Consider the following 21,913-nt stretch of genomic DNA (forward strand, 5'->3'; position numbering starts at 1 on the left):
TCGGTGGCGCCAGTATTCCGCGCCCCGTCCGCGCCGGTCCCTCCGCAACACGCGAACGGCGCACTTCCCCGCGCCTCGCCCTGTCCGGTTCACGCTCTTGGCGGCCGGGGCCGGTCCGCCGACGATCGGACGCGGCGGTCCGGCCGGGTCGCCGTCGAGGACTCGCGGTGGCGCGGCACGGCGGCGCGCGCCGCGCGATCCGCAGGGGGGAGAGCCGGATGGATCTGCGGCTGGACGGCAGGCGCGCGTTGGTGACCGGGGCGAGCAGCGGGCTCGGTGCGGAGATCGCCCGGGTACTGGCCGCCGAGGGCGCCTCGGTCGTCGTGCACGGGCGGGACGGGGCCAGGACGGCGGCGGTGGCCGCGGACATCGCCGGCCGCGGGGGCGACGCCGCCGTCGCCGTCGGCGACCTGGCCACGGAGGACGGCGCGGACGCCGTACGGGACGCGGTCGCCGCGAGCGGGCCGCCCGTGGACATCCTGGTCAACAACGCCGGCTCCTACGACGTCACCGTGAGCTGGGAGACGGCCTCCCCCGGGCTGTGGGCCGAGGTGTACAACACCAACGTCATCGGCGCCGTCCGCATGATCAGGCGCTTCGTGCCCGGCATGCGGGAGCGCGGCTGGGGACGGGTCGTCCAGATCAGCAGCGTCGTCGGCGCGCACCCCCCGGCGGGCTACCCGCACTACTGCGCCGCCGGCGCCGCCCGGAACAACCTCGCCGTCTCCCTGGCGCACGAGCTGCGGCACTCCGGGGTGACGTCGAACGCGGTGGCACCGGGCGGTTTCAGGACTCCCCCGGTCACGGCCCTGCTGGTCGAGACGGGCAGGCAACTCGGCTGGGGGGAGACCCTGGAGGAGATCGAGCCGAGGGCCGTGGCCGCCTCCGGCCCCAACGACGTCGGCCGGCTGGGACACCCGCGCGAGTGCGCCGACCTCGTCGCCTTCCTGGCCAGTCCGTGCGCGGCCTACGTCACCGGGGCGGTCCTGCCGGTGGACGGCGGGCAGCGCCTGCACTGAGCGCGCGGGCGGAGCGTGACTCCGGCGGCCCGGTGTCAGTGGCGGCTGGGATGCTGCGAGGCATGGACGAGCAGATCATGCGGGGACGGGTGTACGGGGCGGAGCACGACGATCCCGGTCCACGGCCGGGGCACGTGTACCGGGAGCTGGTCGGCGGCCCGCTGGACGGCCTGCTGCTGGACGTGACCGACTGGACGGGCGAGGAGCTGGCCCGGGGGGCGACCCTGCCCACCGAGCTCAACTCCTTCGGGGCCGGCGGCCGGGCGCAGTACGGGCCGCGGGAGGCGGATCCGCAGCGCTGGGACTGGCGCGGCGACATACCCTGAGCGCCCGGTCCTGCCCCTGACCCCGGCCCCGGCTCTGCCCTCCGGCCGTCAGCGGACCGCGGCGAAGAACGCGCGCATGTCGGCCGCCAGGGCGTCCGGCCGGTCCATCGCCGTGAAGTGGTGTCCCTCCGGGTTGTCCGCCGGCCAGTGCACGATCGTGTTGTGCCGCTCGGCGAGCCGGCGGAACGCGGGCATGCCGCTGTAGACCCCGGTCGGCGCCGCCTTCTGCCCCCGGGGCCAGCCGAGTCCGTCCGGGCTGTCGTACATCGGCCAGGACGAGGACGCCCACGTCCCGGTGAACCAGTACAGGCTCAGGTTCGTCAGGAACAGGTCGCGGTCGATCACCTCGTCCAGCGGCTTTCCGGAGGCGTTGAACTCGTGGAACTTCTGCGCCATCCAGGCCAGCGCGGCCACCGGCGAGTCGTGCCAGCCGTACGCGAAGGTCTGCGGCGCCGCGCGCAGCAGCGCGTGGTGGTCCACGCCGTTCATCCAGTCCTGTCCCTGGAGCCACTCGTAGGCCGCCCGCTCCTCCTCGGTCATCTCCGGCACGTCCTCCTCCGTCGGGAAGCCGAGTCCGCCGATGACGTAGACCCCGGCCACGTGCCCCGGGGCGGCCGTCGCCACCTCGGGCGCGATGTACGCACCGAGGTCCCCGCCCTGGACGCCGTAGCGGTCGTAGCCGAGCCGGTCCATCAGCTCGGCCCACATCCGCCCCACCCGGGCGGTGGTCCAGCCGGTCCCGCGCGGCGGCGCGGAGAAGGCGAAGCCGGGCACCGAGGGCACCACGACGTGGCACGCGGCCGACGGGTCGCCGCCGTGCGCGCGGGGGTCGGTGAGCCGGCCGATCAGCTCGGCGAACTCCACGAAGGAGTTCGGCCAGCCGTGCGTGAGCAGGACCGGCAGGGCGCCGTGCTCGGCGGACCGCACGTGCAGGAAGTGGAGCTCCTGCCCGCCGATCTCGGTGGTGAACTGCGGGAAGCCGTTGAGCCGTGCCTCGGCGCGGCGCCAGTCGTAGCCGTCACGCCAGTATCCGGCCAGCTCCCGCAGCCAGTCGACGGGGACGCCCCGGTTCCAGCCCTCGCCCGGCAGTTGCCGGGGCAGGCGGGCACGGGACAGCCGGTCGTGCAGTTCGTCCAGGTCCGACTGGGGGATGTCGATGCGGAAGGGGAGGATTTCGTGGCCCATGGCCGGCTCCTCGTCGTTCTGTCTGTTCTGTCCCCGTCCCTGCCGATGCCAGGAGGCATACCGGCCAGGTTCCGTCCTTGTTCACGGGGCACGGGGTGTCGTGTCACCCGCCCCCCACCGCACCGGAAAGCCCGGTCACCCTCCGAAGGAGCGTTCGCCCGGGCGAGACCGCCCCACCATTTTGTTTACCTGAAACACAAAGCGGGGTACCGTCACGTTCGCGGCAGAACTCCGCCCACGGACGGCGAAGGGGGCGCTCGATGAGCGGGACGGTCACAGCGGTCAGCGGCAACGAGGGCTACTCGTTCACCAAGCCCAACCGGGAGAGCGTCACACTGCTCGCCGGGCTCGGCGTCGAGGGGGACGTCCACGCGGGAGAGACGGTCAAGCACCGCTCGCGCGTCGCCAAGGACCCCACCGTGCCGAACCTGCGACAGGTGCACCTCATCCATGAGGAGCTGTTCGCCGAGGTCGGCGCGGCGGGCTTCACGGTGCGGCCCGGCGAGCTGGGCGAGAACATCACCACCCGCGGCATCGACCTGCTCGGCCTGCCCACCGGCGCGCTGCTGCACCTCGGGGACGAGGCGGTCGTGGAGGTCACCGGACTGCGCAATCCCTGCCACCAGATCGACAACTTCCAGAAGGGCCTGCTGAAGCGGGTCGTCGGCCGCGACGCGGACGGCAACCTCGTCCGCAGGGCCGGGATCATGGGCATCGTCCGCACCGGCGGGGTGGTCCGCCCCGGCGACACGATCAGCGTGCAACTCCCCGCCGAACCGCACCGGCCCCTCGCCCCGGTCTGACCTACCGGGAGGACGGCACCCGCACGGACGGGGTAGCGGTCGGGGGCCGGCCGCACCCACCGTCTCGGGGAAGGGAAATGTTCCCGGGGAGAGACCTGTTGCCAGGGGAGGACATGGCCGGCCGGGCGCCGTGGTACCCGGTCGCCGCAGGCACCCTCCCCGACAAGGAAGCACATCATGATCGTCGTCACCGGAGCCGCCGGACAGCTCGGCCGTCTCACCGTCGAGGCCCTCCTGGCGCGCGGGGTGCCCGCGTCCCAGGTCGTCGCCGCCGTACGCTCCCCCGAGAAGGCCGCCGACCTCGCCGGGCGGGGGGCGCAGGTCCGGGAGGCCGACTACGACCGGCCCGGGACACTGGCCGCCGCGTTCGAGGGGGCGCGACGGGTGCTGCTGGTATCCGGCAGCGAGGTCGGCCGCCGCGTCCCGCAGCACCGGGCCGTCGTCGACGCCGCGAAGGCCGCCGGGGTGGAGTTGCTGACGTACACCAGCGTCCTGCACGCCGACACCACCACCGTCCCGGTCGCGCCCGAGCACCGGGAGACCGAGGATTACCTGCGCGACTCCGGCCTGCCCCACTGCCTGCTGCGCAACGGCTGGTACACCGAGAACTACGAGCAGGCGGCCCGCCAGGGCCTGGAGACCGGAGTGATCGCCGGGGCCGCCGGGGACGGCCGGATCGCGTCGGCCTCCCGCGCCGACTACGCCGAGGCGGCCGCCGCCGTCCTGAGCGCCGAGGACGCCTCCGCCCACGCGGGTGCCGTCCACGAGCTGTCCGGTGACACCGCCTGGACGATGGCCGACTTCGCCGCCGTCCTCACCGACCTCACCGGCACCGAGGTCGTCTACCGCGACCTGTCCGCCGACGGGTACGTCAAGGCGCTCACCGGCGCCGGGCTGCCCGAGGGGACGGCCCGGTTCCTCGCCGACACCGACGCGTCCATCGCCGCCGGGCACCTGGCCGACACCCCCGGCGACCTCTCCCGCCTCATCGGCCGTCCCACCACCCCGCTGCGCGACACCCTCGCCGCGCTCCTCAAGGGCTGAGGCGCCGCCCGGTGCCCGTCAGTTGCGGCTCCGCGCGATCGGTCCGACCGCGCGGAGCCGCCTGTCGCAGCACCCGCGCGGCCGGGCACCTCGTGATCGGCGTGCCCACTTCCCTCATGTGACGGTCACGGGCGCGGGCGGGGGAACGTCCCAGGTCAGCTCGAACCAGACGGCCTTGCCCCGCAGCCCGCAGGTCCCCCGGGGGCCGCCGCCCCACCGGTCGGCGAGCACGTCCAGGATCAGCAGGCCGCGTCCGCCCTCCCCGTCGGGCGGCGGTGGCGGCGAGACGGGCGAGGGGACCTCGGGGTCGGCGTCCCACACGCTGACCCGCAGGACGGGGCAGAGCCACTGGAGCCGTACGGCGGCGGCGCGCCCGGTGTGGCGGACGGAGTTGGTGGCCAGTTCGGAGGTCAGCAGTTCGGCGCGGGGTGTGAGGTCGCGCAGCCCGTGCGCGGCCAGGACGGTGCGCAGGGTGGCTCTGGCGATCCCCGGGCCGCGCGGGTCGCGGGGGAAGCGGAGCTCGTACTCCCAGGGGTGGTCGAACGGGATGGGTGAGGGGGCGGGAATCGGCAGTGCGGTCACGGCTCCTCCGGGTGTGTGGGTACGGGTGTGCGCCCTGTGCGGGCGGTGGTGTGTGACGTGCGACCGCGCATCGAGGGTGGGCGCACGGTTCGGGTGCGGTCCATTGGTGCCTCGCTGTGGGCGGTGGCCTGCCGTTTCGCCCTCCCGGGTGTGGGCGAACGGTGCGCTTCCGCTGCGCGCTCGGCGGCACGGCGCGGCTGCGTGGGCATCACCATAGGACCGTCGACATAACCCGTACTACCAAAGTCACCAGTACGAGTTAATTAATCAGGATTTGCTGGGCCATCGTCTCCGAGCGCCGACAGACTGCGCGAGGCACGAGAAGCAAGGAGACGAGCCATGGCACCGCAGAAGTCACCGACCGTCCGTCAACGCAGGTTCGGCACCGAGTTGAGGCGCATGCGCGAGGCGGTCGGCATGTCCGCGCCGACGGCGGCCGGCCTGCTGGGTACGAACCGGACGGTGATCTCCAATATTGAAGCCGGACGCTTCGGGATCAGCGAGCAGCGTCTGCGCCGTCTGGCCAGCATCTACGAGTGCACCGACAACGCGCTCGTAGACGCCCTGGCCGAGATGACCGGAGGCCGGAAAGTCCACTGGTGGGAGGAGTACCGGGGAAAGATCCCGCCGGACTTCCTCGACGTGTCGGAGATCGAGCATTATGCGGTACGACTGCGCACGGTGCAGACCACTCACCTGCCCGGTCTGTTCCACACGGAGGAGCATGCGAGGGCGATCATCGATCTCTTCGTACCGCCGCTGCCGCGCCTTGAAGTGGAACTGCGTGTGGCGCATCGCCTCGCACGGCAGGCCGTGGTCACCGGCGACAGGGCGATCCCGTACACGGGCGTCATCCACGAGGCCGCGCTGAGGATGCGGTTCGGTGGCAGGAAGGCGGCCCGCGCGCAGCTCAACCGCCTGTTGGAGGACAGCGAACGTGACAACGTCACCTTCCTTGTGATCCCGTTCGACGCCGGCGGGTTCACGATGGCCGGTGACTCCGTCCTCTATGCCGAAGCGCCGAGCTCACGCCTTGATACCGTGCACATGGACTCGCACACCGGCGCGGTGTTCATCGACTCGCCGACTCAACTGGCCAATTTCCGCAAGCGATTGGACATGGTCGAGAAGACGGCGCTGGATCCCGAGGCATCGAGGGACTTCATCAAGTCGATCACCAAAGACCTGTGAGAGAGGCGATCTCCGTGTCAGAGCTCGTATGGATCAAGTCTTCCTTCTCCGAAGCCGGTGGCAACAACTGCGTCGAGATAGCCGTCGACGGCGAGAACATAGCCATCCGGGACAGCACCGCACCGGGGATACACATCACCGTTGGTCGCGCGGCTTTCGGCTCCTTCATGACGACCACGAAAGCAGGAGACTGCGACCGTCTGCCGGGCTGACGGCGTTCCCTGGGAAAAGCGCTCGCCCCCGGCCCCGCTCTCTTGCGAGGGGACGCCGCGGCCTCAGCCGACGGCGGTCGCGCGGCGGCGCTCGGTGGCGGCGATCGTCGCCGAGCCGACCACGCGGGTGCCGTCGTAGAGGACGACCGCCTGGCCCGGGGCCACGCCGCGCACCGGCTCGGTGAAGGCGACGCGCAGCTCGGCGTCGTCCGGACCGTCCACCAGCTCCGCCGTCACCGGTGTCTCGGCGCCGTGGGCGCGGAGCTGGGCGGTGTACGTGCCCGGCCCGGTGGGCGGGGTGCCGCACCAGCGGGGGTTGACCGCCGTCAGGGCAACCACGTCCAGGGCGGCGGCGGGGCCGACGGTGACGGTGTTGTCCACCGGGGAGATGTCCAGCACGTAGCGGGGCTTGCCGTCGGGAGCGGGGTGGCCGATGCGCAGGCCCTTGCGCTGGCCGACGGTGAAGCCGTACGCGCCGGAGTGGGTGCCGAGCCGGTTGCCGTCCTCGTCGACGATGTCGCCCTCGGCGGTGCCCAGGTGCTTCGCGAGGAAGCCCTGGGTGTCGCCGTCGGCGATGAAGCAGATGTCGTGGCTGTCGGGCTTCTTCGCCACCGCCAGGCCGCGACGGGCGGCCTCGGCGCGGATCTCCTCCTTGGTGGTGCGGGTGTCGCCCAGGGGGAACAGGGCGTGGGCGAGCTGCCGCTCGTCCAGCACGCCGAGCACGTAGCTCTGGTCCTTGGCCGCGTCGGCGGCGCGGTGCAGCTCGCGGGTGCCGTCCTCGCGGACGACGACGGTGGCGTAGTGGCCGGTGCACACCGCGTCGAAGCCCAGCGCCAGGGCCTTGTCCAGCAGCGCCGCGAACTTGATCTTCTCGTTGCAGCGCAGGCAGGGGTTGGGGGTGCGGCCGGCCTCGTACTCGGCGACGAAGTCGTCCACCACGTCGCGGCGGAAACGCTCGGCCAGGTCCCAGACGTAGAAGGGGATGCCGATGACGTCGGCGGCGCGGCGGGCGTCGCGGGAGTCCTCGACGGTGCAGCAGCCCCGTGCGCCGGTGCGGAAGGACTGCGGGTTGGCGGACAGGGCGAGGTGGACGCCGGTGACGTCGTGCCCCGCCTCGACCGCGCGGGCGGCGGCGACGGCGGAGTCGACGCCGCCGGACATGGCGGCGAGGACGCGGAGGCGGCGGGGTGCGGGCTGCGGCGCGTGCGGCGTGTCGGTCATAGCGCTCCCCAGGGTACGGCGCCGCCCGCGCCGGGGCGGGGCCGGATACCGGGCGGGGTACGGGCGCCGGGCACGGGCCGGGGCCGGGTGGAACCACGGGGCGGGTCCGGGCGTTGTTCGATCCGTGTACGAGAACGAGGTTCCCGGGCCCCGGGCGGGCGGCGGGGACGGCCGGCGGACGGGCGGGCGGCAGGCGGACGACCGGCAGCCCGGTCAGCAGCCGTCCGGTCACCGCGCCGGCCGGGGGCGCCGTCCCGCCGTCAGCCGCCGCGCGCTGCTGATCGGCGGCGCGGCGGCCGGGCTGGGCGCGGCAGGGCTGGCCGGCCGCGAGCAGCTGGCCCGGATGTGGTGGCAGGTGCCGGGGGTGAACCGGCCGCGCACCGAGGGCGAGGTGGACCACCCGGGCGCGGAGTGGATAGCGGCCTCCGGGGCGAACTGGCGGATGGCCGACCGGCCCTACGACTTCACCGTCGACCGGGTGGTGATCCATCTCATCCAGGGCGACTACGCCACCGCCGTGAAGGTCTTCCGGGATCCGGCGCACCGCGCCGCCACCCACTACGTGGTGCGGACCTCCGACGGACACGTGGCGCAGATGGTGCGGGAGCTGGACGTGGCGTACCACGCGGGCAACCGCTCGTACAACGAGCGCAGCATCGGCATCGAGCACGAGGGCCGGGTGGAGAACCCGGGCTCGGTGACCGACGCCACCTACCGGGCGTCGGCCGCGCTGACCGCCGGGATATGCGACCGGTACGGCTTCCCCCGGGACCGCGAGCACATCGTCGGCCACGTCGAGGTGCCCGGCACCGACCACACCGACCCCGGCCCGCACTGGGACTGGGACCGCTACATGGAGCTGGTCCGGGCCGTGCCGCCGGTGAAGCCGGGGGAATGAGCGGTGCCCACCCGCGCCCGGGCCTGCCCGAAGAGGCAGGACGCCGGGCAGGGACGGCCGCGGTGCGCCCGGCCGGGGAGCGGGCGGTGGCCATACTGGCCCGCATGGCGGATGACGGGTACGACGAGGAGATCGCCGTCCTGAGGGCGGCGCGCGACACCCTGGCCGGCTTCGACGCCGAGGGCGCCGGCGCCATCAGACGCGCCGGGGAGCTCGGCGCCGTCCGGGAGCAGCTGCGGCTGTGCGCCGCACGGCTGTCCGAGGACCCGGAGCTGAAGGACGTCCTGGAGCGGCTGCTCCTGACCGACAAGGCGCTGGCCTCGGCGCAGAAGGCGGGGCGCCGCCACCGGCGCATGCCCCTGACCCGCCCGCTGAGCCATGTCCGCTTCGCGTTTTCGCTCGGCTCCTCCCAGGGAGGGGTGATGTGGGTGCTGTCGAAGCTGACCGGTGAGCCGCTGCCCGAGTCGGGCTGCCCGGTGAAGCCCGCCCCGGCACCGGATGCGAAAGCGGAGGCGGCGCGGGACCGGGCACCGGACCCGTCCCGGGACTGAGCCGCCCGCCCCGCGCCCGCGCTCCGTGTCTCAGCCGCGCCCGGCGTGCCCGACGTACTCGCGCAGATGGCGGGCGGTCAGGGTGTCGCCCCGGTCGACCAGCTCCGCCGGGGTGCCGGTGAAGACGATCCGCCCGCCGTCGTGGCCGGCGCCCGGGCCGAGGTCGATCAGCCAGTCGGCGTGCGCCATCACGGCCTGGTGGTGCTCGATGACGACCACCGTGTTGCCGTCGTCCACCAGCCGGTCCAGCAGGGCCAGCAGCTGGTCCACGTCGGCCAGGTGCAGTCCGGTGGTCGGCTCGTCCAGCACGTAGGTGGTGCCCTTCCCGGCCATGTGCACGGCCAGTTTCAGCCGCTGCCGCTCGCCGCCGGAGAGGGTGTTGAGCGGCTGGCCCAGGCGCAGGTACTCCAGGCCGACGTCGACGAGCCGGCCGAGGACGGTGTGCGCCTGGCCGGTGGGGAAGAACGCGTGGGCCTCGGCCACCGACATCCCCAGCACCTCGCCGATGTTCTTGCCGCGCAGGGTGTAGGAGAGCACCTCGGGGATGAAGCGGCGGCCCTCGCACTGCTCGCACACCGAGGCCACCCCGGCCATCATGGCGAGGTCGGTGTAGACCAGCCCGATGCCGTTGCACCCCGGGCAGGCGCCCTCGGAGTTGGCGCTGAACAGCGCGGCCCGCACCCCGTTGGCCTTGGCGAAGGCGGTGCGGATCGGGTTCAGCAGCCCGGTGTAGGTGGCCGGGTTGCTGCGGCGCGAGCCGCGGATCGGCGACTGGTCGGCGACGACGACGCCCTCCCGGCCGGGCAGTGAGCCGTGGATCAGCGAACTCTTGCCGGAGCCGGCGACGCCGGTGACCACCGTCAGCACGCCCAGCGGGATCTCCACGCTGACGTTCCGCAGGTTGTGCAGGTCGGCGTCCTTGATCGCCAGATGTCCGCGCGGGGCGCGCACGCTCTCGCGCAGGCCCACCCGGTGTTCCAGGTAACGGCCGGTGAGGGTGCCGGAGGCGCGCAGTCCGGGTACGTCGCCGCTGTAGCAGACCTCTCCCCCGGCCTCACCGGCGCCCGGCCCCAGGTCGACGACATGGTCGGCGATCTCGACGACCTCGGGCTTGTGCTCGACGACCAGGACGGTGTTGCCCTTGTCGCGCAGCCGCAGCAGCAGGTCGTTCATCCGGCGGATGTCGTGCGGGTGGAGCCCGGTGGTCGGCTCGTCGAAGACGTAGGTGACGTCGGTCAGGCTGGAGCCCAGGTGCCGGACCATCTTCACCCGCTGGGCCTCGCCGCCCGACAGGCTGGCGGAGGTGCGGTCCAGGCTGAGGTAGCCCAGGCCCGTCTCGACCATGGAGTCCAGCAGCTGCCGCAGGTTCGCCAGCAGGGGCGCCACCGAGGGGTCCCCGATGCCGTGGACGAACTCGGCCAGATCGCTGATCTGCATCGCCGAGCACTCGGCGATGTTGCGTCCGCCGATCGTCGAGGAGAGCGCGGCGGGGTTGAGCCGGGTGCCGCCGCAGGCGCGGCAGTCGGCGAAGACCACGGCCCGGTCCACGAAGGCCCGGATGTGGGACTGCATGGAGTCCCGGTCCTTGGCGAGATAGGTGCGCCGGATCTTGGGGATCAGCCCCTCGTAGGTGAGGGTGCTCTTGTCCACCTTGATCTTGGTGGCGGGCTTGTGGAGGAGGTCCTCCCACTGGGCGGGGGTGAAGTCCCGCAGCGGGATGTCGGGGTCGAAGAGGCCGGAGCCGACGATGACCTGCCAGTACCAGGAGCCCACGCCGTACCCGGGCGCGGTGATCGCCCCGTCGTTCAGGGAGAGGTTCCGGTCCAGGAGCTGGTCGAGGTCCATGTCGGAGACCTGGCCCAGGCCCTCGCACTCGGGGCACATGCCCTCGGCGCTGTTGAAGCTGAAGGCGGTGGAGGGACCGATGTGCGGGGTGCCGAGCCGGCTGAAGACGATCCGCAGCATCGTGTGGGCGTCGGTGGCGGTGCCGACCGTGGAGCGGGAGTTGGTGCCCATCCGCTCCTGGTCGACGACGATGGCGGCGCTCAGGTTGTGCAGGCCGTCGACGTCGGGGCGGGCGGGGCTGGCCATGAACGACTGGATGAAGGCGGTGTACGTCTCGTTGATCAACCGCTGGGACTCCGCGGCGATGGTGCCGAAGACGAGCGAGGACTTGCCCGACCCGGAGACGCCGGTGAAGACCGTCAGACGGCGTTTGGGGACGTCGAGGGAGACGTTCTTGAGGTTGTTCTCCCGGGCGCCGCGGACCTGGATGGTGTCGTGGCGGTCGGCGGCGTGCGCCGGTGCGGGGACGGCGGGTTCGGTGGTCATACGGCTTCCCCCTGCGTTGGGTCACGGCGGCGGTCGGCTCCGCGCCAAAGAACTGCGTACAACGTACTCGCGACAGGGGTGCGGGGGTACCGCTTTTCGGCCACGGAGGTCACAGGGGTACGGCGGGCGCGGACGGGTCGGCCCGTGCGCACGGGCCGGGACTCGCGGTGAGCGCGGCGGCCGGACCGGTCCGGGTCAGCTCAGCCCGGCGCCGCGGGCCCGCTCCACCGCCGGGCCGATGGCCGCCGCCAGCGCGTCCACGTCCGCCTTGGTGGAGGTGTGGCCCAGCGAGAAGCGCAGGGTGCCGCGGGCGAGGTCCGGATCGGTGCCGGTGGCCAGCAGGACATGGCTGGGCTGGGCGACGCCGGCGGTGCAGGCCGAGCCCGTGGAGCACTCGATGCCCCGGGCGTCCAGCAGGAGCAGCAGCGAGTCGCCCTCGCAGCCGGGGAAGGCGAAGTGCGCGTTGGCGGGCAGCCGTCCGGCCGGGTCCGGGTCGCCGCCCAGGACGGCGTCCGGTACGGCCTCGGTCACGGCCGCGACCAGTACGTCCCGCAGGGCGCCGACCTCCCGGGCGAACTCCTCGCGGCGCTCGGCCGCCAGCCGCGCGGCGACCGCGAAGGCGGCGGTGGCGGGGACGTCCAGGGTGCCGGAGCGCACGTCGCGCTCCTGGCCGCCGCCGTGCAGCAGCGGCACGGGCGACCACTCGCGGCCCAGCAGCAGCGCCCCGATGCCGTACGGGCCGCCGATCTTGTGGCCGCTGACCGTCATCGCGGCCAGCCCGGAGGCGGCGAAGTCCACCGGGAGCTGGCCGACGGCCTGGACCGCGTCCGCGTGCAGCGGGACGCCGAACTCGGCCGCCGCGGCGGCGAGGGAGGCGACCGGCTGGACGGTGCCGATCTCGTTGTTGGCCCACATCACGGTGGCCAGCGCCACGTCCCCGGGGTGCCGCGCGATCGCCTCGCGCAGCGCCTCGGGGTGCACCCGCCCGTGTCCGTCGACCGGCAGCCACTCCACGGTGGCGCCCTCGTGGTCGGCGAGCCAGTGGACTGCGTCCAGCACCGCGTGGTGCTCGACGGGGCTGGCCAGTACGCGCGTGCGCGCCGGGTCGGCGGCGCGCCGCGCCCAGTACAGGCCCTTGACGGCGAGGTTGTCGGCCTCGGTGCCGCCGGAGGTGAGGACCACCTCGCTCGGCCGGGCCCCCAGCGCGGCGGCGAGCGTCTCGCGGGCCTCCTCGACGGTGCGCCGGGCCCGCCGCCCCGCCGCGTGGAGTGAGGAGGCGTTCCCGGTGAGGCCGAGCTGGGCGGTCATCGCCTGCACCGCCTCCGGAAGCATGGGAGTGGTGGCGGCGTGGTCGAGGTAGGCCATGGTTCCTTGATTCTACGAGCCGTCCGGGAGCGCACGAGAGCGAGGATCGGCCAGGCGGGCCGGTCCTCGCCCCTGGTCCCGGATCCGGCCGGGAAGAACGGCCCGCCCGGACGGCCGGTGTCCCGGCCGCGGAGGAGGAGGGGGCTCCGGACCGGCCGGTCCGGAGCCCCCTCCTCTTCCGTTCTTCCTGCGGCCGGGGCGCGGATTCCGGGAGGTCCCACGACGGTCCCCACCCGGTGGCGATCCGCCCCCGGCGGTTCCGGCCGGTCGGGCCGGTGCCGGACTACTTCTCGGGGATCTTGTGCTCGGCCTGGAACATCCAGTGGTGCTTCTCGAGCTCGGCGATCATCTCGATGAAGATGTCCTGGGTCACCGGGTCCGGCTCCTCGGTGACCACCATGCGCTCACGCATGCGGTTCACCACCGCGGCCAGGGCGCCGACCATGACCTCCACGGCCTTGTCGTCCTGGTGCCAGCCGCTCTCCACCCCGGTGATGCCGGTACCCGAGGCGACGGTGGCGGCGCGTCCGTCGGGAGCCAGGCCCAGCGCCGCGGCGCGCTCGGCGACGGTGTCGGAGTAGCTGCGCGCGGTCGCCACGACCTCGTCGAGCTGGAGGTGGATGGAGCGGAACCGCGGTCCGATCACCGTCCAGTGCACCTGCTTGGCCACCAGCGACAGGTCCACCAGGTCGACCAGCGCGCCCTGCAGCGCCTCACCGACGATCTTGAGGTCCTGGTCGGGCAGTGTGCTCTTCACGGCATACATCCGTTGACCACCTTCGCTTCCATGCGGGGAGTTCGCGGTGTTTGGTTGTTTTTAGCCCCTTTCCAGGCTACCCATGGGACGCCCCGCCACGCGCGGCCGCGTCCGGGTGGTTCCGGGGCACAGCGCACCCGCGTCCCGGGCGGCCCACACCGACGGATACCGCGGACGCCATCCGAGCCGGGTCCACAGCCGCTCCGTGGAGACGATGCCGTCGCCTGGGGGCGCCTCCCGGACGGAGTCCCGGGGGAGGGTCGGCGTCGGGGGCCGGGCCGCCGCGGCGCCCCGTCATGCCGTCCGGCGGCTCCAGGCCGTACAGCCGGTACCGCTCCACGGCGCTGACGGGGGCGTCGTCGGCGACGTTGTACGTGTGCCCGCCCACACCCGGTGCATGCGACAACGACCTCGGCGTCCGGCCGTCAAGCGGTTCGCGCACCCGGTGGCGGGATCGCCGGAGCCGGACCGTGCCGGAGCCGGACCGCGAGGTGCCGCTCACCCCGGGACGCGGCAGCGGCTGGTGATCCACGCCGCCCCGACCCGGGGCGGGCCGGATCAGGCCGGGGCGGATCAGGCCAGGGCGGCGCGGGCGAGCTGGCGGGACTGGGCGACCAGGCGGTCCCGGCTGTCCCAGACCTCGGCGTCCTCCTCCAGGAAGCCGCCGGACAGGTTGCGGGTGGTGATCGACACCCGCACCGGGCCGGGGGCCGGGCGGTGGCGGACGTGGACGGTCAGCTCCACGGTGGGCACCCAGCCCGACAGGCCCAGCTCAAAGGCGGTGGGCGGCAGGGCGTCCACGGCCAGCAGCAGGGAGAGCGGGTCGTGGTCACGGCCGTCGGCCAGCCCGAACCAGCCGCGCATCTCGCCGCGCCCGCTGGGGGCGCCCACCGCCCAGCCGACGGTGGCCGGGTCCAGCCGCAGGTCCACCTGGTGGGTGATGGGCGGGATCGCCGCCGGGTCCATGCCGTCCCGCGCCCCGAGGCAGCGCTCGTACGGCGGGATCGGCGGCGGCTCGGCGCTGGTGCGCACGTCGCCGGGGAGCGCGGCCAGGTCGCCGTAGCTCGCCAGGACGCGGATGCGCTCGACCTCCCGGCCGTCCTCGCCGGTCTGGACGAGGGAGGCGGTGCCGGTGGACAGGGTGCGGCCGGTGCGCACGGCACAGGTGCGCACGGCGGCCGGGCCGGGCAGGGAGGCGGTGAGGTAGTGCGCGGTGATGGTGAAGGGATCGGGGTGCGGCAGCGCGTCGCCGAGCGCCCGGCCGAGCAGGGCGAGGAGGTAGCCGCCGTTGACGGCGTGCCCGATGGTCCAGTCGGCGGAGAGGTGGGCGTCGTAGACGCCCTCCCCGCGCGGGGAGATGGCCGTGTCGCGGTCGAACGCGCTGACGCCGGTGGTTGCCTCGGTCATGGGAGTACACCGTACAGGCTGTTGTTACCGGCTGGTAGCCAGGGGGTGGCCACCGCCTCACACCCCGGGTACGTCCGGCGCGGCGCCCCGGCCGCGCGGCTGCCACGCCCGGGGGGCGCGCCAGTTGTACCGCAGCGCCAGCAGCCGCAGCACGAAGGCGAGGGCGGCCGACAGCCCGCTGGTCACCGGGGTGAGCTGCCCGGTGTGGATCAGCAGCGCCACCGCCGTCGCGCCGACGAGCGCCGGGACGGCGTAGACCTCGCGGTCCCGGCGCAGCAGCGAGGGCACCTCGTTGGCCAGCGTGTCCCGCAGCACCCCGCCGCCGGCGGCGGTGGCCAGGCCCATGGCCACCGAGGCCGCCGGGCCGAGCCCGTAGGCGTGCGCCTTGACGGTGCCGGTGACGCAGAACAGGCCCAGACCCGCCGCGTCGAAGACCATCACCGCCCGGTTGATCCGCTCCACCTGCGGGTGGAGGAAGAACACCAGCACCGTGGCGGCCAGCGGGGTCAGCAGATAGCCCAGGTCGGTGACGGCCGCCGGGGGCACGGCGCCGATCACCAGGTCCCGGAGCAGTCCGCCGCCCAGTCCGGTGGCCTCGGCGAGCACCGCCATGCCGACGACGTCCAGGTCCCTGCGGACGGCCAGCAGCGCGCCGGAGACCGCGAAGACGAAGATTCCGGCCAGGTCCAGCCAGTGCTGGACGGAGGAGGGGTCGAACAGGTTCACCCCCCGGTTGTAACAGGGGCGGGACGGGAAGCCGCACCGCCCCTCCCCCGTCGGCCGGGGAGGGGCGGTGCGGTGCCGTCCGGTGCCGGTCAGCCCGTCGTCTCGGCCGGGTGCTCCTTGCGCGGCGCCGGGACGAGGTGGGCGGCGTTCGCCGTGGGCCGGATCTTCCCCTCGGCGATCTCCTCGGCCCAGTGGCAGGCCACCTTGTGCCCGCCGCCCACGTCCCGCAGCTCGGGGCGGTCGGTGTCGCAGAGCCGGTCCTGCCTCCACGGGCAGCGGGTGTGGAAGCGGCAGCCCGCGGGCGGGTTCGCCGGGGAGGGCAGGTCACCGGTGAGCAGGATGCGCTCGCGGCCGTCCTCCACCGCGGGGTCGGGCACCGGCACGGCGGACATCAGGGCCCTGGTGTACGGGTGCCGGGGCTCGGCGTAGAGCAGGTCGCTGGGCGCCTCCTCCACCAGCGTCCCCAGGTACATCACCCCGACGACGTCGGAGATGTGGCGGACCACGGCGAGGTCGTGGGCGATGACCACGTAGGTCAGGCCCATGGACTCCTGGAGCTCCTCCAGCAGGTTGATCACCTGGGCCTGGATGGAGACGTCCAGCGCGGAGACCGGTTCGTCGCAGATGATCACGTCCGGTTCGAGCACCAGTGCCCGGGCGATCCCGATGCGCTGCCGCTGCCCGCCGGAGAACTCGTGCGGGTAGCGGGACAGGGCGTTGGCCGGCAGTCCGACCTTGGCCAGGATCTGCCGGATCCGCTCCCGGCGCTCCTCCTGGTTCGCGCCGATGCCGTGCGCGACCATGCCCTCGGTCAGGATCGACTCGATGTTCTGCCGGGGGTTGAGGCTGCCGAGGGGGTCCTGGAAGACCATCTGCAGCCGGCGGCGGTAGCGGCGCATCTCCTCGTCGGGCAGTTTCGCCAGGTCGGTGCCGTCGAAGACGACCTCGCCGCCGGTGATGTCCACCAGCCGCAGGATCGCCCGGCCCAGTGTGGTCTTGCCGCAGCCGGACTCGCCCACCAGGCCGTACGTCCGGCCGGGCTCGACGGACAGCGACACGCCGTCGACCGCGTAGACATGCCCGACGGTGCGGTCGAAGAGGACGCCCTTCTTCACCGGGAAGTGGACCTTCACACCGTTCAGTTCGAGCAGGCTCATGCCCTGGCTCCCTTCCCGGTCTTCCCGGTCTTCTCGGCGGTCTTCTCAGTGGCCTTCCCGGCCCCGTCGGCCGCCTCGTCCGTCCTGTCCTCCGCCGTGTCACCGGCCGGGTCACCGTCCGCCGTCCCGGCCGGGCCGGTCACCTCGGCCTCGTCGGCCGGGGTGCCCGCCACCGCGTGCTCGCGGAGCTCGGCGGCGCCCCGGGAGAGCACCGGGTTGACGCACCGCACCAGGTGTCCGGGCTCGCGCGGCTCACCCAGCGCCGGGGTGCCCGCCAGGCACTCCAGGGTGTAGTGGTCGCACCGGGGCGCGAAGGCGCAGCCGTCCGTCCAGGCGATCATGTCGTTGATGGAGCCGCGGATCGGCCGCAGCGGCTCGCCGCGCGGCGCGTCCAGCCGGGGGATGGAGCCCAGCAGCCCGTTGGTGTACGGGTGGGTGGGCGCCTCGAACAGCTCCCGGCGCGGGGCGGCCTCCACCGTCTTGCCCGCGTACAGCACGTTGACCTGGTCGCACAGTCCGGCGACCACGCCCAGGTCGTGGGTGATCATCAGCAGGGCGGTGCCCTGCTGATGGACCAGTTCCCCCAGCAGTTCCAGGATCTGCGCCTGGATCGTCACGTCCAGGGCGGTGGTCGGCTCGTCGGCGATCAGCAGCCGCGGGGCGCAGGCCACCGCCATCGCGATGAGCGCGCGCTGCCGCATGCCGCCGGAGAGCTGGTGCGGGTACTCCTTCAGCCGCCGGGTGGGGTCGGGGATGCCGACCCGGTCCAGCAGGTCGGCGGCCTCCTTGCGGGCGGCCTCGCCCTTCATGCCCCGGTGCCGGGCCAGGATCTCGGTGACCTGGACACCGATGGGCACCACCGGGTTCAGGGAGGACAGCGGGTCCTGGAAGATCATCGCCAGCTGGGAGCCGCGCAGGTCGCGCAGCCGCGCGCCGCTCAGGGTCAGCAGGTCGGTGCCCTCGAAGTCGGCCCGGCCGCCGATCCTCACCCCCCGCCGGGGCAGCAGGCCCATCAGGGCCAGCGAGGTGACGGACTTGCCGCAGCCCGACTCCCCGACCAGACCCACCACCTGGCCCTGGTCGACGTCGAAGGACACCCCCGACACGGCCCGCACCTCACGCCGGTCGCGGCCGGTGAAGGTGACGGTCAGTTCGTCCACGGAAAGCAGGGCCATGTGATCAACTCCGCAGTTTCGGGTCGAGGGCCTCACGCATCGCCTCGCCCAGCAGGGTGAAGCCGAGGGCGGTGATGATGATGCCCAGCGCCGGGTAGACCGCGAGCATCGGCGCACTGTCGAAGTAGTGCTGCGCCTGGGCGAGCATGACACCCCACTCCGGGATGGCGGCGTCCGGGTTGCCCAGCCCGAGGTAGGACAGCGCCGCGGCCTCGATGATGGCGGTGGCCAGGCTGAGGGTGCCCTGGACGATCACCGGGCTCAGCGAGTTGGGCAGGACTTGGCCGAGGGCGATGCGCCGCTTGCGCACGCCCAGCGCCCGGGCGGCCAGTACGTAGTCCGCGCTGCCCTGGGCGAGCATCGCGCCGCGCAGCAGCCGGGCGAAGACGGGGATCTGCACCACGCCCACCGCGATCATCACGGTGGTCAGGGACTGGCCCAGCATCGCCGCGACGGAGACCGCCAGCAGCAGCGAGGGCAGCGCCAGCATGATGTCGATGACGCGCATCACGACGGTGTCGATCCGGCGCCCCAGCTGGCCGCCGAGCACCAGGGCGGCACCGGAGACGCCGCCGACCAGGGCCCCGACGGTGAAGCCCAGCAGGGTGGCGACGACGCCGACCAGCAGGGTCTGGCGGGCCCCGACCAGCAGCCGGGAGAACTCGTCGCGCGCCAGGTGGTCCAGGCCCAGCCAGTTCTCGCCGCGCGGGCCCACGAAGACGTTCCTGTTGGGGAAGACCTCGCCGCGCCACAGCTGCGCGGTGGGGTCGTACGGGGCGACCCACGGGCCCACGACCGCCACCACCACGAACACGCCGATGATCACCGCGCCGATGACGGCCATCTTGCTGGCCCGCAGCCGGCGCCAGGCCTCGGTCCACAGACCGGCGCCCGTGGAGGTCTCGGTGGCGGCGGTGAGCTCCGCGAGCCGGTCGATCTTTTCGGTCCTGACGCTCATCAGTGCACCCGCACTCTCGGGTCGATGAGGCTGTAGGCGAGGTCGACCAGCAGGTTGATGACCACGTAGGCAGCCGCGATGAACATGATGAAGCCCACCAGCACGGGGTAGTCGCGCTCGTCGATGGCCGTCTTGATGAAGGAGCCGATGCCGCCGAAGGCGAAGACCGACTCGGTGAGCACCGCCCCCGACAGCAGGCCGCCGGTGAGCAGGCCGACGGCGGTGATCACCGGCAGCAGCGCGTTGCGCATCACATGGCGGCCGCGCACCACCGACGGGCGCAGGCCCTTGGACTCGGCGGTGCGGACGTAGTCCTCGCCGAGCACCTCCAGGACGCTGGCCCGGGTCATGCGGGTGATGATGGCCAGCGGGATCGAGGAGAGCGCGAGCGCCGGCAGCACCAGGTGCATGATCGCGTCCCAGGAGGCGTCGAACTCGCCGGTGAGGATGCCGTCCAGCACGTAGAAGCCGGTGACCTCGGTGGCGTCGATCCCGGTGGTCTGCCGTCCGAAGCTGGGGAACCAGCCGAGCTGGACGGCGAAGAGCGCCTTGAGGATGAACGCCAGGAAGAAGACCGGGATGCAGATGCCCAGCAGGGAGCCGGAGACCGCGGTCACGTCCAGCCAGCTGCCGCGCCGGCGGGCGGCGAAGTAACCCAGCGGCACTCCGACGGCGACGGCGATGAGCATGGCGGCGATTCCCAGCTCCACGGTGGCGGGGAACGCCCGGGTGAACTCGTCCCACACCGGCTGCCCGGTCTGGGTCGAGGTGCCCAGGTCCAGCTCGAACAGCCGCTTGAGGAAGCGGCCGTACTGGACCCACACCGGCTGGTCCAGGCCGAGTGCCTCCTCGATGCGCGCCTTGTCGGCCGCGGTGGCCCGTTCGCCGAGCATGGCGGCGGCGGGTCCGCCGGGCAGTTGGTTCAGCCAGACGAACAGCAGAACCGACAGGCCCAGCAGGGTGGGAATGAGTTGCAGCAGTCTTCGTACGACGAGACGCAACACCCCGCGATGCCCCTTTCCACTTCCTTGTTTTCCCGGTGTTCCCGGTGTTTCCGGTGTCCCGGGTGTTCTCGTACTCGCAGTCAGGTCCGCCCGGCCACTTCGGGTGCGGGTGGCCGGGCGGACCTGCGCGATCTTGCGGTTACTTGAAGGAGACCTCGGCGAAGTTCTCCTGCGTCAGCGGGGAGACCTTCGGCGGGTTGACGTTCTTGGCGAACGCGATGGCGGGCGGGGACGAGGAGACCGGGACGCCCGGCAGGTAGTCCATGATGACCTCGTTGGCCTTCTTGTACAGCTCGACCCGCTTGGCCTGGTCCGGCTCGGACTCGGCGGCCTTCATCGCCTTGAAGACCTTGTCGTCGCGGAAGCCCCACTGCTTGTCGTAGCCGCCGAACCAGGTGCCGATGAAGTTGTAGGCGTCGTTGAAGTCACCGGTCCAGCCCAGCATGTGCAGGTCGCAGGAGCCGTTCTCGGTGGCGTCGAGGTAGGTCGGGGCCCACTTCATCGGCTTGGGGGTGACCTTGACGCCGGCCTTCTCCAGGTCGGTCTTCATCAGCTCGAACAGGTCCGCCGGGGCGGGCATGTAGGGGCGGGTGACCTCGGTCGGGTAGCAGAAGTCGACCGCGAGGTTCTCCTCGCCGGCCTTCTCCAGCAGGCCCTTGGCCTTGGCGGTGTCGAACGGGTACGTGGTGACCTTGTCCGAGTAGCCGTCGACGGTGTCCGGCATGAACTGCGTGGCCGTCACGCCGCCCTCGGGCAGCTGGGTCTTGACGATGTTGTCCCGGTCGATCGCGTGCGCGATGGCCTGGCGGACCTCCTTCTTCTGCAGGGACTTGTTCGCCTCCTGCGAGAAGCCCACGTAGAAGATGTTGAACACACCGCGGACCGGGACCTGGTAGCCCTCCTTCTCCAGGGTCGCCACGTCCGAGGGCGCCACCAGGTCGTAGCCGTCGATGTTGCCCGCCTGCAGGGCCTGGCGGCGGGCGGACTCGTCGGCGATGGTGCGGAAGACCAGCTTCTCGACCCCGGCCTTGTCGCCCCAGTAGTCGTCGAAGCGCTCCAGGGTGACTTCCTTGTTGCCCTTGTCCCAGTCGGTGATCCTGAACGGCCCGGTGCCGGCGACGGTGCCGGCCTCCTGGCTGTACTTGGGGTAGCTGATGGCGTCGTCCTCGCCGGTCGCCTGCTGCTTCTTGTAGGCGTCGATGGCCTTCGGCGAGTGGATGGCGAGCGCCTGGAGGGAGAAGCCGCCCGGCAGGTTGGCGGTGGCCTCGTTCACCTCGATGACGGCGGTGAGCTCGTCCTGGGCGGTGCAGCTCTTGTAGTTGGCCTCGGGGGCGTCCTCGGCCTCGTTCTTGGCGAAGCCGCCCATGATGGTCTGCCAGTAGTACGAGACCGCGCTGTTCTGGTACGTACCGGTCCAGTTGAACCAGTGGTCGTAGTTCTTGCACACGACCTCGGCGGTGAGCTTCTCGCCGTCGTGGAACTTCACGTCCTTGCGGAGGTTGAAGGTCCACTTGGTGCCGGTCTCGTCGCTCTCCCACGACTCCGCGAGACCGCCGACCAGCTCGCTGCCGCCCGGCTCGTGCTCGATGAGCGCCTCGAACGCCTGGCGGGTCACCCGGAAGGTCTCACCGTCACTCGCCAGTGCCGGGTCCAGGGAGCTCGGATCGCCGGCGGCGCCGAAGACGAAGGTGTCTCCGCCTCCGCCGTCGTCCTTGCCTCGTTCGCTGGAGCATCCAGTGGCGATCACACCAACCGCGAGGGCGGCCGCGATCGTCTGGACGACCCGGGAACTGGGTATGCGCATGTTCCACCTCGGGGTCGGTGACGGTCAGACTGCAGGTCGGCCCGAACAGTACCCGCGTTAAACCTCCGGTGTGAACTGTCCGCATGTCGGTGATACCGAGCCGAGACCTGCCACCCCGAAAGGGCAACGGCCCAGGCCAGCAAGGGCAACATCGGGGAAACTTCCGGGTCGTTCGCGGTGCCGCCCGGACCTCGCCG

The 21,913-nt window shown here is 72.5% G+C and carries 20 protein-coding genes and 1 pseudogene; 8 read left to right on the forward strand and 13 right to left on the reverse strand.

Going from position 1 to position 21,913, the window contains the following annotated elements; all coding sequences use genetic code 11:
- The first annotated feature begins 218 nt into the window (after positions 1-218).
- Together V1L54_RS04380 and V1L54_RS04385 are read left to right on the forward strand one after the other, a co-directional pair.
- A complete protein-coding gene (locus V1L54_RS04380) occupies positions 219-1,019 on the forward strand; it encodes an SDR family NAD(P)-dependent oxidoreductase (RefSeq protein ID WP_330116509.1) in 801 nt (266 codons plus the stop codon).
- Positions 1,020-1,081: 62 nt separating this feature from the next.
- On the forward strand, positions 1,082-1,345 hold the full coding sequence (locus V1L54_RS04385; RefSeq protein ID WP_330116510.1) for a hypothetical protein: 264 nt from the start codon (positions 1,082-1,084) through the stop codon (positions 1,343-1,345).
- 48 nt (positions 1,346-1,393) lie between these two features.
- Here V1L54_RS04385 and V1L54_RS04390 read toward each other — a convergent pair whose 3' ends face one another.
- A complete protein-coding gene (locus V1L54_RS04390) occupies positions 1,394-2,530 on the reverse strand; it encodes an epoxide hydrolase family protein (protein WP_330116511.1) in 1,137 nt (378 codons plus the stop codon).
- Between the two features lie 260 nt (positions 2,531-2,790).
- Between V1L54_RS04390 and V1L54_RS04395 the strand changes: the two genes are divergently transcribed.
- On the forward strand, positions 2,791-3,333 hold the full coding sequence (locus V1L54_RS04395; RefSeq protein ID WP_330116512.1) for an MOSC domain-containing protein: 543 nt from the start codon (positions 2,791-2,793) through the stop codon (positions 3,331-3,333).
- A gap of 174 nt (positions 3,334-3,507) precedes the next feature.
- The gene (locus tag V1L54_RS04400) at positions 3,508-4,377 is read left to right on the forward strand and encodes an SDR family oxidoreductase (protein ID WP_330116731.1); all 870 of its coding nucleotides are present in this window, start codon (positions 3,508-3,510) and stop codon (positions 4,375-4,377) included.
- A 114-nt stretch (positions 4,378-4,491) separates the two neighbouring features.
- On the opposite strand, the gene V1L54_RS04405 is transcribed toward V1L54_RS04400, so the two are convergent.
- Positions 4,492-4,959, reverse strand: coding sequence for an ATP-binding protein (locus V1L54_RS04405; RefSeq protein ID WP_330116513.1), 468 nt, complete (start codon positions 4,957-4,959; stop codon positions 4,492-4,494).
- 339 nt (positions 4,960-5,298) lie between these two features.
- On the opposite strand from V1L54_RS04405, the gene V1L54_RS04410 reads away from it, so the two are divergent.
- A complete protein-coding gene (locus tag V1L54_RS04410; protein WP_330116514.1) occupies positions 5,299-6,150 on the forward strand; it encodes a helix-turn-helix domain-containing protein in 852 nt (283 codons plus the stop codon).
- Positions 6,147-6,362 (forward strand): DUF397 domain-containing protein, encoded by a 216-nt coding sequence (locus tag V1L54_RS04415; RefSeq protein ID WP_330116515.1) that lies wholly within the window; start codon positions 6,147-6,149, stop codon positions 6,360-6,362. Before V1L54_RS04410 ends, V1L54_RS04415 begins: the two co-directional genes overlap by 4 nt.
- A 63-nt stretch (positions 6,363-6,425) precedes the next feature.
- Here the strand turns inward: V1L54_RS04415 and mnmA are convergent, their stop codons facing one another.
- Entirely contained in the window at positions 6,426-7,583 is a 1,158-nt protein-coding gene (gene mnmA / locus V1L54_RS04420; protein ID WP_330116516.1) for a tRNA 2-thiouridine(34) synthase MnmA, read from the reverse strand.
- A 124-nt stretch (positions 7,584-7,707) separates the two neighbouring features.
- On the opposite strand from mnmA, the gene V1L54_RS04425 reads away from it, so the two are divergent.
- Complete coding sequence (locus V1L54_RS04425; protein ID WP_443076476.1) at positions 7,708-8,481, forward strand: N-acetylmuramoyl-L-alanine amidase; 774 nt, start codon at positions 7,708-7,710, stop codon at positions 8,479-8,481.
- Between the two features lie 104 nt (positions 8,482-8,585).
- Positions 8,586-9,032: a hypothetical protein gene (locus V1L54_RS04430; protein WP_330116517.1), complete on the forward strand. Its 447-nt coding sequence runs from the start codon at positions 8,586-8,588 to the stop codon at positions 9,030-9,032.
- A 30-nt stretch (positions 9,033-9,062) separates the two neighbouring features.
- Here the strand turns inward: V1L54_RS04430 and V1L54_RS04435 are convergent, their stop codons facing one another.
- The 10 genes and pseudogenes from V1L54_RS04435 to V1L54_RS04480 form a co-directional block, all read right to left on the reverse strand.
- A complete protein-coding gene (locus V1L54_RS04435; RefSeq protein ID WP_330116518.1) occupies positions 9,063-11,363 on the reverse strand; it encodes an ATP-binding cassette domain-containing protein in 2,301 nt (766 codons plus the stop codon).
- Positions 11,364-11,558: 195 nt separating this feature from the next.
- The gene (locus V1L54_RS04440; RefSeq protein WP_330116519.1) at positions 11,559-12,728 is read right to left on the reverse strand and encodes a cysteine desulfurase family protein; all 1,170 of its coding nucleotides are present in this window, start codon (positions 12,726-12,728) and stop codon (positions 11,559-11,561) included.
- 283 nt (positions 12,729-13,011) lie between these two features.
- On the reverse strand, positions 13,012-13,494 hold the full coding sequence (locus tag V1L54_RS04445; protein ID WP_330116520.1) for a Dps family protein: 483 nt from the start codon (positions 13,492-13,494) through the stop codon (positions 13,012-13,014).
- A 564-nt stretch (positions 13,495-14,058) separates the two neighbouring features.
- Positions 14,059-14,892 carry a thioesterase family protein gene (locus V1L54_RS04450; RefSeq protein WP_330116521.1) on the reverse strand — a complete coding sequence of 278 codons (834 nt, stop codon included), beginning with the start codon at positions 14,890-14,892 and terminating at the stop codon, positions 14,059-14,061.
- Between the two features lie 57 nt (positions 14,893-14,949).
- A complete protein-coding gene (locus V1L54_RS04455) occupies positions 14,950-15,618 on the reverse strand; it encodes a trimeric intracellular cation channel family protein (protein ID WP_330116522.1) in 669 nt (222 codons plus the stop codon).
- An 89-nt stretch (positions 15,619-15,707) separates the two neighbouring features.
- Positions 15,708-16,775, reverse strand: coding sequence for an ABC transporter ATP-binding protein (locus V1L54_RS04460; protein WP_330116523.1), 1,068 nt, complete (start codon positions 16,773-16,775; stop codon positions 15,708-15,710).
- 206 nt (positions 16,776-16,981) lie between these two features.
- A pseudogene (locus tag V1L54_RS04465) lies at positions 16,982-17,950 on the reverse strand (ABC transporter ATP-binding protein); the annotation flags it as partial.
- Positions 17,951-17,954: 4 nt separating this feature from the next.
- A complete protein-coding gene (locus tag V1L54_RS04470) occupies positions 17,955-18,908 on the reverse strand; it encodes an ABC transporter permease (RefSeq protein WP_330116524.1) in 954 nt (317 codons plus the stop codon).
- Positions 18,908-19,912, reverse strand: coding sequence for an ABC transporter permease (locus tag V1L54_RS04475; RefSeq protein ID WP_330116525.1), 1,005 nt, complete (start codon positions 19,910-19,912; stop codon positions 18,908-18,910). Before V1L54_RS04475 ends, V1L54_RS04470 begins: the two co-directional genes overlap by 1 nt.
- A 139-nt stretch (positions 19,913-20,051) precedes the next feature.
- Complete coding sequence (locus tag V1L54_RS04480) at positions 20,052-21,716, reverse strand: ABC transporter substrate-binding protein (protein ID WP_330116526.1); 1,665 nt, start codon at positions 21,714-21,716, stop codon at positions 20,052-20,054.
- Positions 21,717-21,913: the final 197 nt, after the last annotated feature.

Source organism: Streptomyces rubellus (assembly GCF_036323805.1).
GTDB lineage: Bacteria > Actinomycetota > Actinomycetes > Streptomycetales > Streptomycetaceae > Streptomyces.